The organism is Terribacillus aidingensis (genome assembly GCF_040703035.1).
In the GTDB taxonomy this organism is placed as follows: domain Bacteria; phylum Bacillota; class Bacilli; order Bacillales; family Amphibacillaceae; genus Terribacillus.
In genome coordinates this window covers 2,618,716-2,631,701 of sequence record NZ_CP159996.1, presented here as the reverse complement: position 1 = coordinate 2,631,701, position 12,986 = coordinate 2,618,716, and the positions used below count along the sequence as shown (strand labels likewise).

At 44.0% G+C, this 12,986-nt stretch carries 11 protein-coding genes; 9 read left to right on the top strand and 2 right to left on the bottom strand.

Annotated elements, in window-relative coordinates; genetic code table 11:
• Positions 1-5: 5 nt before the first annotated feature.
• Entirely contained in the window at positions 6-1,043 is a 1,038-nt protein-coding gene (locus tag ABXS78_RS13855; RefSeq protein WP_366247683.1) for an endo-1,4-beta-xylanase, read from the bottom strand.
• 242 nt (positions 1,044-1,285) lie between these two features.
• Here ABXS78_RS13855 and ABXS78_RS13850 point away from each other — a divergent pair, with 242 nt between their 5' ends.
• From ABXS78_RS13850 to ABXS78_RS13825, 6 genes are all read left to right on the top strand, one after another.
• A complete protein-coding gene (locus tag ABXS78_RS13850; protein ID WP_366247682.1) occupies positions 1,286-2,203 on the top strand; it encodes a proline dehydrogenase family protein in 918 nt (305 codons plus the stop codon).
• 20 nt (positions 2,204-2,223) lie between these two features.
• On the top strand, positions 2,224-3,771 hold the full coding sequence (gene pruA / locus ABXS78_RS13845; protein ID WP_366247681.1) for an L-glutamate gamma-semialdehyde dehydrogenase: 1,548 nt from the start codon (positions 2,224-2,226) through the stop codon (positions 3,769-3,771).
• Positions 3,772-4,369: 598 nt separating this feature from the next.
• Positions 4,370-5,377, top strand: coding sequence for a GTP-binding protein (locus tag ABXS78_RS13840; RefSeq protein ID WP_366247680.1), 1,008 nt, complete (start codon positions 4,370-4,372; stop codon positions 5,375-5,377).
• A gap of 57 nt (positions 5,378-5,434) precedes the next feature.
• Positions 5,435-6,637, top strand: coding sequence for a GTP-binding protein (locus tag ABXS78_RS13835; RefSeq protein WP_366247679.1), 1,203 nt, complete (start codon positions 5,435-5,437; stop codon positions 6,635-6,637).
• A 16-nt stretch (positions 6,638-6,653) separates the two neighbouring features.
• Positions 6,654-6,923, top strand: a complete 270-nt coding sequence (gene rpsN / locus ABXS78_RS13830) for a 30S ribosomal protein S14 (protein ID WP_095224234.1) — start codon at positions 6,654-6,656, stop codon at positions 6,921-6,923.
• A gap of 3 nt (positions 6,924-6,926) precedes the next feature.
• On the top strand, positions 6,927-8,102 hold the full coding sequence (locus tag ABXS78_RS13825; RefSeq protein WP_366247678.1) for a GTP-binding protein: 1,176 nt from the start codon (positions 6,927-6,929) through the stop codon (positions 8,100-8,102).
• Positions 8,103-8,138: 36 nt separating this feature from the next.
• Here ABXS78_RS13825 and ABXS78_RS13820 read toward each other — a convergent pair whose 3' ends face one another.
• Positions 8,139-10,145: a methyl-accepting chemotaxis protein gene (locus ABXS78_RS13820; protein ID WP_366247677.1), complete on the bottom strand. Its 2,007-nt coding sequence runs from the start codon at positions 10,143-10,145 to the stop codon at positions 8,139-8,141.
• A 216-nt stretch (positions 10,146-10,361) separates the two neighbouring features.
• Between ABXS78_RS13820 and ABXS78_RS13815 the strand changes: the two genes are divergently transcribed.
• The 3 genes from ABXS78_RS13815 to ABXS78_RS13805 all read left to right on the top strand — a co-directional run bounded on the left by ABXS78_RS13815 (position 10,362) and on the right by ABXS78_RS13805 (position 12,949).
• A complete protein-coding gene (locus ABXS78_RS13815) occupies positions 10,362-11,579 on the top strand; it encodes a helix-turn-helix domain-containing protein (RefSeq protein ID WP_366247676.1) in 1,218 nt (405 codons plus the stop codon).
• A 35-nt stretch (positions 11,580-11,614) separates the two neighbouring features.
• Complete coding sequence (locus tag ABXS78_RS13810) at positions 11,615-12,469, top strand: pentapeptide repeat-containing protein (protein WP_366247675.1); 855 nt, start codon at positions 11,615-11,617, stop codon at positions 12,467-12,469.
• Between the two features lie 108 nt (positions 12,470-12,577).
• Positions 12,578-12,949, top strand: coding sequence for an STAS/SEC14 domain-containing protein (locus ABXS78_RS13805; protein ID WP_095268395.1), 372 nt, complete (start codon positions 12,578-12,580; stop codon positions 12,947-12,949).
• Positions 12,950-12,986: the final 37 nt, after the last annotated feature.

Here is a 12,986-nt window from a genome sequence, read left to right as displayed (position 1 = left end):
CTTGCTTAGAATAATAGTTTTCGTTTCAATGTGTTATAAGCCTTCTTCGGCTGCCCGTTTTCATCGAAGAGGAGCGGTTTGCCATTTGGAGATTCCTGCTCGGTAACCCAGCTATGATTATCTGATATGCCCCAGACAGTGAACTCCCCGCAGGCTGGTGTATCCAGACACACTTCCATCACATCTCCGTACCGTTCAGCTTGGACATTCTTGGCATCCCCATTGTTGAGATTTTGCAGCTTTACGTCCATTTCCGTCACAGCGATTTCAAAGCCTGCATCTTCTATACGGGTGAACCATTCCTGGATGCGATCCTTGGAAAAGCGGGGGTCAGCAGCATCTACATGCGTTTGCATACCGATACCGTCAATTGGGATACCTTCTTGTTTCCAATTGCTCAAAGCTTCCAGCATCGCTTCTGATTTAGCGTTGGACATTTCATTACCATAGTCATTGTAATACAGCTTAGCATCTGGATTGGCCTCACGAGCCCACTGGAAGGCGAGGGGAATATAATCAGGTCCAATCGTGCGGAGCCAAATCGTATCCCGTAAGGTACCATCATCATTCCACGCTTCGTTGACAACATCAAAGGTGTCGATGCGGCCTTGATAATGAGTGACAATTTCTTGGATATGGGTTTTGAGCACTTGCTCTGCGGAAGCGCGATCTACAGCCTGTTGAGATACCCATGCGGGCAGCGCTTCTCCCCAAACAAGTACATGTCCTCTGAGTTTGATATCATGCTCTTCTGCCATTAGCACCATCTTATCTACTTTAACAAAATTGAAGGCTCCTTGCTCTGGCTGCATGGCATCCATTTTCATTTCATTCTCGATCGTCCAGCTGGAGAATTCTGTGGTAGCCAGTTTCTGGTATGTATCATCCTCCAGCAGGGCATCATAGCGAATCGAAGAGCCTATAAGCAGATCATCGTCTTGAGCAAGCTTGCGCAGTGGTTGTCTCTCCATCAAATACCCTCCAATGGCAATTCCAATAATGAGGATTGCTCCCCCGATCCAAATCCATTTACGCTTTTTCACAAGAAGCCCTCCATTATTAATATAGTAGTTATCGGATGGGGTCGGCAGCTATGTACCTTTTTCCAAAAGTACCCTGCAGTAAACCAGCCAACCCTAAAATGTAACTTTCCTCACAAGATATTTTTGTGTATTTTACACAAAAAAGCTAAAATTGTTTGTCTTTTCTGCATATTGAAAGCCCTTCAATAGATTTCTACAATAAAGATATAGCACATGTGCAAGTGGATTGGGAGGTGTCACAGTTGGAAGCTTTATCTCGCAATTTTTTCTTGTATTTATCAAAGAATCAGCCGTTGAACAAATTGGCTAATTTATATGGCATTCGAATGGTCAAAGGAAAAATCGTCGGAGGTGTGTCCTTCGATCAAGCAGTACCATTCATCCAGAAGTTGAATCAAACAGGGATGAGTGTGACAGTAGATCATCTTGGTGAATACGTGGCTGATCCGCAAACAGCTGTAGAACGAGCTGGCGAGGCAGTCGCAGCTCTGGAGATGATTAAAGCGGCGAATCTGGATGCGCAAGTATCCTTGAAATTGACGTCACTGGGACTTGATATCAGTGAAGAGCTTGTCCGTTTGAATCTTCGCCGCATCCTGACGGCTGCCGATCGTCTGGATGTGATGGTGACGATTGATATGGAGGATTCGGAACGCTGTCAAAAGACTCTGGAGTTGTTCCAAGAACTCAAAGCTGAGTTTCAAAATGTGAGTACCGTCATCCAGGCGTATCTTTATCGCAGCAGTGATGATTTGGACAGGATGCAGCATCTGCAGCCGTTCATCCGCTTAGTCAAAGGGGCATATAAAGAGCCAAAATCGGTCGCTTTCCCGGAAAAACGGGATGTAGATGCGAATTATCGCAAGCTGATTGCTAAACAGCTGGACAGCGGCAGTTATACTGCGATTGCAACACATGATGATCGGATGGTTTCCTTTGCTAAACATTATGCCCTGGAAAAAGGGATAGGGAAAGACAAATTTGAATTTCAAATGCTGTATGGCATGCGGCAGCAGCTGCAGCAGGAGCTGGTCAAGCAAGGCTATAAAGTCAGGATCTACTTGCCTTATGGGGATGATTGGTATGGCTACTTCATGCGCAGACTGGCCGAGCGGCCAGCGAATATTGCATTCGCATTCAAAGGTATGACACAAAAATAGAAGAAAAGGAGCGATTGATCATGACGACACCTTATAAACATGAACCGTTCACCGATTTTACAGAGGAAAAAGAGCAGCAGGCTTTCCATAAAGCGCTGGAGCAGGTACAAAAGGTGATGGGAGAATCGTACCCGCTTGTGATTGACGGTGAAAAAGTGACGACCGATGAGAAAATCGTCTCTATCAATCCAGCGAATAAAGAAGAAGTAGTCGGGAAGGTTTCCAAAGCTTCTCAGGAGCATGCGGAACGTGCCATCGAGGCTGCAGCAACAGCTTTTGAAACATGGCGCTATACAAAGCCGGAGGAACGTGCCCATATTTTGATGCGTGCAGCAGCAATTGTCCGCCGCAAAAAGCATTATTTCTCTGCACTACTCGTGAAGGAAGCAGGCAAGCCATGGAAGGAAGCGGATGCGGATACAGCAGAAGCAATTGATTTCATGGAATATTATGCACGTCAGATGATAGAGCTTGCTCCAGGTAAAGCTGTCATGTCTCGTGAAGGTGAAGCGAACCGCTACATTTACACAGCAACGGGCGTAACTGTCGTTATTTCACCGTGGAACTTCTTGTTCGCAATTATGGCTGGAACAACTGTTGCACCACTAGTGACAGGTAACACGGTAGTTCTCAAGCCGGCAAGTGCAACACCTGTCATTGCGGCTAAGTTCGTTGAAGTGCTCGAGGAAGCAGGTGTTCCAAAAGGCGTTATTAACTTCGTACCAGGAAGTGGTGCTGAAGTAGGCGATTATCTTGTAGAACATCCGAAAACAAGCATCATTACGTTCACTGGTTCCCGTGATGTTGGTACACGTATTTTCGAAAAAGCAGCCAAGGTACAACCAGGGCAGCAGCATCTGAAACGCGTCATTGCAGAAATGGGCGGGAAGGATACGATCGTTGTTGATGAAGATGCTGATATCGAGCTTGCAGCTGAAGCAATCTCAGTTTCCGCATTCGGCTTTGCCGGACAAAAATGCTCGGCTGGATCTCGTGCTGTTGTGCATGAGAAGGTATATGACGCTGTGCTTCAGCGAGTAATTGAAATCACAGAATCCCGCATTACTGCAGCACCAGAAAGTGCAGATGTATATATGGGACCTGTCATTGATCAAGATTCCTTCGATAAGATTACCGAGTATATCGAAGTTGGCAAACAGGAAGGCAAGCTCGTAAGCGGCGGTTCCAGCGATGACAGCAAAGGCTTCTTCATTCAGCCGACCATTTTCTCTGAACTGTCTCCGACATCCCGCATCATGCAGGAAGAAATCTTCGGACCAGTCCTTGGCTTCTCGAAAGTATCCAGCTTCGAGGAAGCAATCGACGTCGCCAACAACACAGAGTATGGTCTCACAGGCGCAGTCATTACGAAAAACAGAGCCCACATCGAATATGCGAAAGAACGATTCCACGTCGGCAACCTGTACTTCAACCGCAACTGCACCGGCGCCATCGTAGGCTACCACCCATTCGGCGGCTTCAAAATGTCAGGAACCGACTCCAAAGCCGGCGGACCGGATTATCTGCAGCTTCATATGCTGGCGAAGACAGTTAGCGAGATGTATTAACGAAAAGCGGAGAAAGCCGTTTAGGAACGGAGAAGGAAGAGAGAAAGCCAGGAACTACGCAGGGATTTATCACTTCCGGCGTAGTTCCTGGCTTTCGCAGCTAGACAACAAAGAAAAGCGGAAAAGACCGCTTAGGCCGCAGTTCCCGGCTTTCGTAGCTAGACAGCTCCTCCGAGCAAGCAAAACTCGTCCAAAAACGAAGGAAAGCGTGCCATCATAGGCACGCTTTTTATATATGAGGAGATAAAAAAAGAAGGAAGATAGAGGAGAAGCTGATTAGCCGTCTAACTCTTCTTCGTTCTCTGGTTCGCTCAATCTGGTGAGCCAGTCTCTGAACTCAGCGTCATCTTTGCAATGGATTACTTTTGGTGTCTCTTCTAATTTGTTAATCATGTTACATCTCTCCTTTTCGGTGTTTCAACCAAATTATACCCGCTGCAGGATATATTGAAACCAATTTTACAGACTCTTCATCAATCTAACAAACACTTTGTAAGGTTATCTCCGGACAATTTTTAGTGGACAGACTTTACAAGCTTTGTTTCATCATGTATGATTTAAATCGTAACAATTACGAATTAGATTTGAGAGGTGTATCATGTCTAACAGAACAAACAAAATTCCCGTCACGATTTTGACAGGGTTTCTTGGAGCAGGGAAGACGACGTTATTAAATCGAATACTTCGTGATGTACGAAGCAGTAATACAGCCGTTATCATCAATGAATTCGGTGAAACAGGAATCGACGGAAGGTTTGTCGAGGAGACGAAGGAAGAGATAATTGAAATCAACAATGGCTGTATTTGCTGTAATGTTCGCGGTGATTTGATTAGAATACTCAAAGACATGCTCGTTCGTGCGCACAAGGAAGGCACCGAAATTAAGCGCGTGATCATTGAAACAACAGGATTGGCAAATCCCGCGCCTGTCATCCAGACTTTCCTGATGGATGATGTTATGCGGTATTGGTTTGAGATGGATAGTGTTTGTACAGTCGTGGACGCTTTACATACCGATAGACAGTTACATGCTCATGCTGTTGCTCGGGAGCAAATTGCTTTTGCGGATAAAGTTATCATCAATAAAAAGGACTTAGTTACAAAGGAAGAGTTGGAACTTTTAACGACACGCATTCAAAGAATGAATCCGGAGGCGGAACTTTTCTTCGCACAAAACAGTCAAGTTCCAATATTTAAATTGCTGGATGTATTCAGCTTTTCGCTTGATCAAAAGTTGAGTGTTCGTCCAAACATGTTGGATCACAATCACCACCATCATGATGATATTCAAGCAATCGTACTGAAGGATCAGCGGCAGATCGACCCGAAACGTTTGGATAAATGGTTTTCTTATTTGGTTCAGGTAAAGGGAGAGAGCTTATTCCGCTATAAGGGTATTCTCCATGTGAAAGGGCAGAACAGGCGTGTGCTGTTTCAGGGTGTTCATATGCTATTTGCAAGTTCTGCTGACAGAGAGTGGAAGCAAGGAGAAGACAAGCAAAATGAACTTATTTTCATAGGAAGAGAGCTGGAGGAAGAAGAACTGCGGACTGGTTTCGCTTATTGTCTTGGTGATATAGACGATTTTCACACAAAGGGTGCATAAGGCAAAAAAAAATTTCGTTATTTTTAAATCGTAATAATTACGTTTAGGAGGAATAGAATGAACAAGAAGATACCTGTAACGGTTCTTAGTGGCTATCTGGGTGCAGGGAAGACGACGCTGCTCAATCATATTCTACACAATCGTGAAGGCTTGAAAGTTGCAGTCATTGTCAACGACATGAGCGAAATCAATATTGATGCAGGCTTGGTGGAAAACGAGGGGACATTATCGCGAGTAGATGAACAGCTGGTCGAAATGTCCAATGGCTGCATCTGTTGCACGCTGCGAGATGACCTGTTGGTTGAAGTGGAGAAGCTGGCCAAAAATGGCAGCTTTGATTATATACTCATCGAGTCGAGCGGGATTAGTGAACCAGTTCCTGTGGCACAGACGTTTACGTATATCGATGATCAGTTGAACATCAACTTATCCGATTTTACGACGTTGGACACGATGGTGACGGTAGTGGATGCAAATCGCTTTTGGCATGACTTCGGCTCAGGTGAGAGTTTGCTGGATCGGCAGCAGGAGGTTGCTGAGAATGATGAACGGGAAATTGCGGATCTCTTACTCGATCAGATTGAGTTCTGTAATGTACTCATTTTGAACAAATGTGATCTTGTAGAAGAAACAGCACTGCGTGATCTGAAACACGTCATGCGTCTATTACAGCCAGAAGCGAAAATCATTGAGGCAACACACGGTAAAGTCAATCCGCATGACATACTGTTTACCCAATCGTTTGACTTTGAGAAAGTGAGCTCTTCTGCTGGCTGGCTGAAGGAATTGGAGAATGGACCAGAGCAGCATACACCTGAAACAGAAGAATATGGCATCGGCTCGTTCACATATGTCCGGCAGCATCCTTTTCATTCAGAGCGCTTTATGCAGTTCGTAGAAACAATGCCGGAAAATATTATCCGCTCCAAAGGAATAACCTGGTGTGCGACGCGTAATCAATATGCTTTGCTGCTATCGCAAGCTGGTCCGGCAGCGAATATCGAGCCGGTATCTTATTGGGTTGCTTCCTTGGATGAGGAACGACAGCAGTTCATTCGACGGGAAAATCCGTCCATCAATCAAGATTGGCATCCCCACTATGGCGACAGAAAAACACAGCTTGTGTTCATCGGAACAGACTTGGATCAGCAAGCAATAACAGAGGAATTGGACAGTTGCCTGCTGACAGAATCAGAGCTTGCAGGCGATTGGTCACAGCTGCCAGATCCATTTCGCTGGAAGATCCAGACAGCTCAATAAATAGGAGGAAGTAATAATGGCAAAAAAATCGAAAATAGCAAAAGAGAAAAAAAGACAGGAACTCGTGATGAAGTATGCAGAACTGCGAAGGGAACTGAAGGAAAAAGGAGATTACGAAGCATTACAGAAGCTGCCCCGTGATTCTTCGCCGACACGATTGAAAAACCGCTGTGAAATAACCGGACGCCCGCGCGGTTATATGCGGCAATTCGGCATGAGCCGGATTAAATTCCGCGAGTATGCTCATAAAGGGCAAGTGCCTGGTGTTCGGAAAGCGAGCTGGTAAGCGGTGGATCGAAGAATACCAGTGACCGTCTTGAGCGGTTACCTAGGAGCAGGTAAGACAACGCTTCTTAATCATCTGCTTGCCAATAAGCAGCAGCTGAAAATAGGTGTGCTCGTGAATGATATGAGTGAAATTAATATTGATGCCCATTTGGTCGAGAAGGGCGGATTGAAGCGCACCGATGAGAAGCTAATCCAGCTTGAAAATGGCTGTATCTGCTGTACGCTCCGAGAAGATTTGATAATCGAAATTGACAAGCTGGCTGACTTGGACATCGACTATATCATTGTAGAATCAACAGGGATATCCGAGCCAATTCCGGTAGCGCAAAGCTTTACGTATCAAGAAGATGTACTCGGAATTGACTTATCTGCCAAATGCCGGCTGGATACGATGGTGACGGTTGTGGATGCAGGGAGCTTTTGGCATGATTATCAATCTGGAGAGTCCTTATTGGACCGGCAGCAGCAGGCAATAGAGGAGGACGAACGAGAGATTTCTGATTTACTGATCGACCAAATCGAATTCGCGGATGTGATTTTGCTTAATAAAGCAGATCAGCTGGATAAGGATGAACTGCAACGGCTATACAGCTTGATGCATACACTGAACCCAGAAGCGAATATCCATCAAACGGAGTTTGGAAAAGTAGATCCGAGTCTTGTGTTAGATACAAAGGAATTTTCATTTGAGAAAGCCAGTCAATCTGCTGGCTGGATCAAGGAGTTGAACAGTGAGCATATACCAGAAACAGAGGAGTATGGAATCTCTTCTTTTGTCTATCGAAGACAACGGCCGTTCCATCCGGATCGTTGGATGAAGTGGCTGGAGAAATGGCCGAGCGATGTTGTGCGGGCGAAGGGCTTTTTCTGGCTTGCATCCCGCCCGGATACAAGCGGTTTATTGTCACAGGCGGGACGTTCGCTGGCAATCGAAGCTGCGGGACCGTGGATAAGCACATATCCGCCAGATGAACGGGAAGCTCTCCGAGCCGAGGACAAAGAACTGGATGCTAGATGGCACCCCATTTATGGAGACAGAATGACGGAGCTGGTTTTTATTGGGATTGGTTTAGATAAAGAAGAAATTAGAAGGGATCTGGATTCGTGCCTACTGACAGATGAGGAAATGCAACAGGATAGTGCAGTATTTTCTGATCCGCTGCCAGCTTTTGTATAGAAAAAACCCGCTTTCCTGTTGGAAAGCGGGTTTTTGTTAATCTAATTTGAATTGCTGAAGCTGCTCTTGTAAGGTATTGGCATCTTGCTCGAGCTTTTCTGCTAGCTCTTTTAATTGATCCATGGAATGAGTTTGGTCGGCTACAGATGCCGTAATTTCTTCTGTACCGGCTGCTGTCTGCTGACTGATTGCTGCAATTTCACCAGTATTGGTTGCCAGGGTAGCTTCTCTTTCCATCATGAGTTTCATTTCTTCCTTCGTCCGTGCAGTCAATTCCATATTATGCGCAATTGCTTGCTGGATTTGAATGAAGATTTCTTTTGTATTATTTACCGCTGTTTCTTGACCGCGGACAACGTCGCCAGTCTTCGAAGCGAAGGCTGCTGTTTCAGCCGTTTCAGTTTGAATCTCCTGCACGATGGAACCGATATCGCGAAGTGCGTGTTCTGTCTGTTCTGCCAGTTTGCGCACTTCATCTGCTACGACAGCAAAGCCCTTTCCGCTTTCGCCTGCACGTGCTGCTTCAATGGCAGCATTCAGTGCCAACAGGTTCGTCTGCCCGGCAATATCTGTGATCGTGTTAACGATACCGCTTATGTTAGCGGATTTTTGCTGCAGGTTCTGTACAGCTTGTTCAATCTTGCTGGTTGCTTCGATGGCATCTTTGGATTGCTCAATCAATTGCTGCATCTGTGAACCGCCGACTTTGGCTGAATCGGTCATTTGTAGTGCTTCTTCATATACTTGCTGGTTGTGCGCATTTACTAGTTTAATATTTTCGGACAATGCTTCTGTCGCAACAGTATTGCGCTCCATGATTTCAGCCAGGCTCGTAGTACCTGCAGAAATTTCTTCCATGGTCGCAGCTACCTCAGCGGAAGTGGCAGCATTTTCTTCTGCATTCGCCGCAAGCGCCTGTGATGCGGACTGCACATTAGCAGAAATCGCAGTATTATTCTGCATCATAGAATGGATGTTCCCAATCATATTATTGAAGCTGTTGGATAGATCGCCAATTTCATCAGAGGCTTTACTATTCATCTTAACAGTCAAATCGCCATCTTCTACTTGCTTCATCTTGTCTCGCAGTTGCTTTATCGGCCGTACTACAGAGTTCACAACGAAGAAGGTAACGATTAGTGCAACAGCTAAAACAATCAATACAGTGATGATCAAAGGAAGTATAATACCTTGTGCTAAATCACTGAACTCGTGTTTTGGAACAATTGCTGCAATTGTCCAGCCTGTTCTATCATTCGTTGTAAAGGCAAGAACACGTTCTTCGCCCTCAAATTCATAATTTATGATTCCGCTTCGCCCAGTCGACTGTATCTTCTCCCAGAACTTCTCTTTCGTTGCATCTGTACCTAGTTTTTCAGCATCCGGATGGGATAGGAAATGTCCTGTACCATCAAATACCGCAGCGAATCCTGTCTCACCGACTTTAACCTGCTCTGTCAGCTCCTTCAGACGGGAAAGCTTGAATTCGACGACAACCATGCCTTTAAGTTGATTATTATTGTCAAAGATAGGCTTAACCGCATCGACTACTGATTCGCTTGAATCGGCTGACATGTATGGATCTGTATAACCAGCGCGCTCTTCCAGCTCTAAACCAAGCTGATACCATGGCCGTGTAGTCGGATCATAGTCATCTGGTAAATTGGCTTTCGGATAGGCTACCATGTCACCGTCAATTGGCTGGTAGAAAATAGTACTAATATTTGGGTTGTCTTTTGTATAGCTTTCCATCGTTACAGCTAGTCGGTCCATATCATCTTCCTGTAATGATTGGGTTCTGCTGATACTTCCCAATGTAGACTCGATATTGTCGAGGAATAGATCGTAGATGCTGTTCAGCTGAACAACTGTTTGATCCTCCATTTGATTGGATTGGCTTTCAAGCACCATGTTACGGCTGAATTCATAGCCGAAATAGGCTGTTACTACTCCTGAAATGACAAACATTGCAAGAATAGGATAAAGTATTTTGCGTAAAATCTTCCTACTAAAGAAATTACCTCTTTTTTTATTTTCTTCCATTATTGATATTGTCCCTCTCTCTGCTTATATTACGGCTACAATTATTTATCGGTAGGTAAATAGAATTATGTAGTTTTTTAAATATAAATAATTAAAGAGAACTAATACTCAGTTAAAGTTTATCAATATTTTTGGTTTTTATAGAAAAAAAGGAAGTATCTAGGCAAAGCCCTCCTGCTGGAGTATGATAAAAGAAAATGCTTAGGGGTATGAGCTATGGAGTTATTCGATCGTGTATTATCCATCAATGACTTGGATGCTGTCATCGATTTGCTTAGCTTCGAGCTGGAACGGCCAGTGATTGTCGAGAGTGCCGATTATACATTACTTGCGTATAATTCGCATTACATCCAACATTTTGATGAAGCGAACCAGCAGACGATTTTCACAAAGAAGTGGACGCTGCCAATTTATGAAACGTTTATTGAAGCAGGTGTCGTAAATAAGCTAAAAACATATGAGCGTCCTTTTGTAGTAGAAGCAATGCCGGAAATAGGCTTGAATACGAGAATTGTTGTAAGTGCAAAGCATGAAGGCCGTATTATGGGCTTTATCTGGATTCAGCAGATGGAGGAACCGCTCCCTGTTGAAGGGATCGACTTTTTATATGATATTTCCTTCCATATCGGCAGGCTCATCTATGACATACAGAAGTCGAAGCTGAAGCAAGAGGAAAAAGAGGATCAATTTTATCAGAATATTTTTAATAGGGTATATAAATCAGCTTCAGATTTGGAATGGGGAGCAAAGGAATTCGGTGTGAAGCTGCCGGAACATTTTGCTGTTGCGGCTGTACAGCTGACAGCAAAGGACGAAGCGCTTCTTTATGATTTACAGCAGGTTGCCCAAACTTCCTTGCAGCTTGAAGATAAATTGCATCATGTTCTCATACAAGAAGACATTCTGCTTATCGTATTAGGAGGAAAGCGAGCAGATGCGCCAATTGAAGCATTAGCCAAGGAAGTCATCCAGCGAATCCGTGATTATGTGAAGGATAAAGACGCAACTGTGATGAGTGGTGTTGGAGGTATTTATCAACATCCTTTCGACTTGCTGAAAAGTGCGAATCAAGCAAAAGAGGTCATCCATGCCGGCATTCTGACCCATCGCCCTTTATCTCTTTATTACAAGGATTTACACGTGTGGCGCTATCTTCAGGCTATTGCTGACAAGAATGAGGAACTTGGCTATGAAAGCGAACATCTGAAAAAGATTCAAAAGCTCGATCCGAACGATAAGAAAGAACTCCTGAAAACCCTTGAAATGTATTTGCTTCACAACTGCAAAATCAAACCGACTGCAGCAGCACTCTTTGTCCATCCGAATACGGTGAATTACCGGATTAATCAGATCAACGAAGCGCTGGAGCTTGATTTGACGGATGTACTGCAGAGATTTCAGCTGCTGTTGGATTTGATGACTAGGGGAAAGTAGAAAAGTAAAAAACTACACTATAAGGAAGAATGCTAATGTCTTATCAGATTGATAACTTTGCTGCTGAGGAGTATAGGAAGAGTATGCGGGCAGATTGTGCTAACTGTTTTGGCTTGTGCTGTACAGCGCTTCATATTGCAGCATCCAGCGACTTTGCCATTGATAAACCTGCAGGTGTACCATGTCCTAACCTGCAATCTGATTTTCGGTGTCAGATTCATAGTGAACTAAGGGGGAAGGGGTTTAAGGGATGTACCGTATTTGATTGTTTCGGTGCTGGTCAACAAGTCTCCCAAGTAACGTTCAATGGACAGGATTGGACAGAAAGCAAGGAAACAGCCGATAAGATGTTCTCTGTATTTCCGGTGATGGTACAGCTGTACGAGATGCTGGCTTATGTTACAGAGGCATTGTCTTATCGACTGCCGCAGGATCTACATAAAGAACTTACACTTCTGCTAAAGGATTTAGAAAGCTTAACAATTCTTGATGCCGACAACTTACAGACCTTGGATATAATAGAGCTGCGCAAGCCTGTGAATGAGTTACTTTCCAAGACAAGCAGTCACATCCGACATACGATAACGAATTCCATTCCTAACAAACGGAAACTGGACTATAGAGGTGCAGATTGGATAGGGAAAAGTGCAAAAGGAAAAGACCTTAGAGCAGCCGATTTTCAAGGAGCCTATCTGATTGCAGCGGACCTGAAGGATGCCGATTTAAGGGCTGTCGATTTTATCGGAGCAGATTTGCGGGATGCAAATCTGGAAGGGGCCAATCTGTCTACTAGTATGTTCTTGACACAGATGCAGATAAATTCGGCAAAAGGTAATAAACAAACACAGTTGCCTTCCTATCTGGTACAGCCATTCCATTGGGCATCTTAAGTAGAGAAGAATGTAGTGATGAAGATTTTGCAATAATGAAACCAGCTTTAAAGAAAGCATCATTAGATTTACTTCAAGACCTGATGTTAATCAAGGAGATGATACAAGTTGATTGAACAGAATATCAGCACAACAACTTCAGGAGAGTTAATTACTACCCATCTAATTGGTAAGATTAAAATTGAAGATGTTAATGAATGGTTCAACGGTTTTGAGCAAGCTTGTCAGCAATTCATTTCTGAGGGTCGTAAATACAAATTGTTGGTGGATAGAAAAGGTTACACACCAGATCATTTTTCTGTTCAAAAAGCATGGAAAGATAAATTTTTTGATGAAAGTATTCTGAATCACAGTAAGGCAATTGCATTTCTCCTTGAAGAAGGTGAAATCATGGATTATTTACAACAATCTAATACTAGAGACTCCGTGAAATTTTTTGATGACTATGAACAAGCGCTCATTTGGATCAATCACTTTTAACCGATTAGGAGATTTTATTCCTTGCTTATATATTGAT

Coding starts and splice junctions, on each gene's coding strand:
- pruA (WP_366247681.1), top strand. CDS start 2,224: ATGACGACACCTTATAAACATGAACCGTTCACCGATTTTACAGAGGAA.
- ABXS78_RS13840 (WP_366247680.1), top strand. CDS start 4,370: ATGTCTAACAGAACAAACAAAATTCCCGTCACGATTTTGACAGGGTTT.
- ABXS78_RS13835 (WP_366247679.1), top strand. CDS start 5,435: ATGAACAAGAAGATACCTGTAACGGTTCTTAGTGGCTATCTGGGTGCA.
- rpsN (WP_095224234.1), top strand. CDS start 6,654: ATGGCAAAAAAATCGAAAATAGCAAAAGAGAAAAAAAGACAGGAACTC.
- ABXS78_RS13820 (WP_366247677.1), bottom strand. CDS start 10,145: ATGGAAGAAAATAAAAAAAGAGGTAATTTCTTTAGTAGGAAGATTTTA.
- ABXS78_RS13815 (WP_366247676.1), top strand. CDS start 10,362: ATGGAGTTATTCGATCGTGTATTATCCATCAATGACTTGGATGCTGTC.
- ABXS78_RS13810 (WP_366247675.1), top strand. CDS start 11,615: ATGTCTTATCAGATTGATAACTTTGCTGCTGAGGAGTATAGGAAGAGT.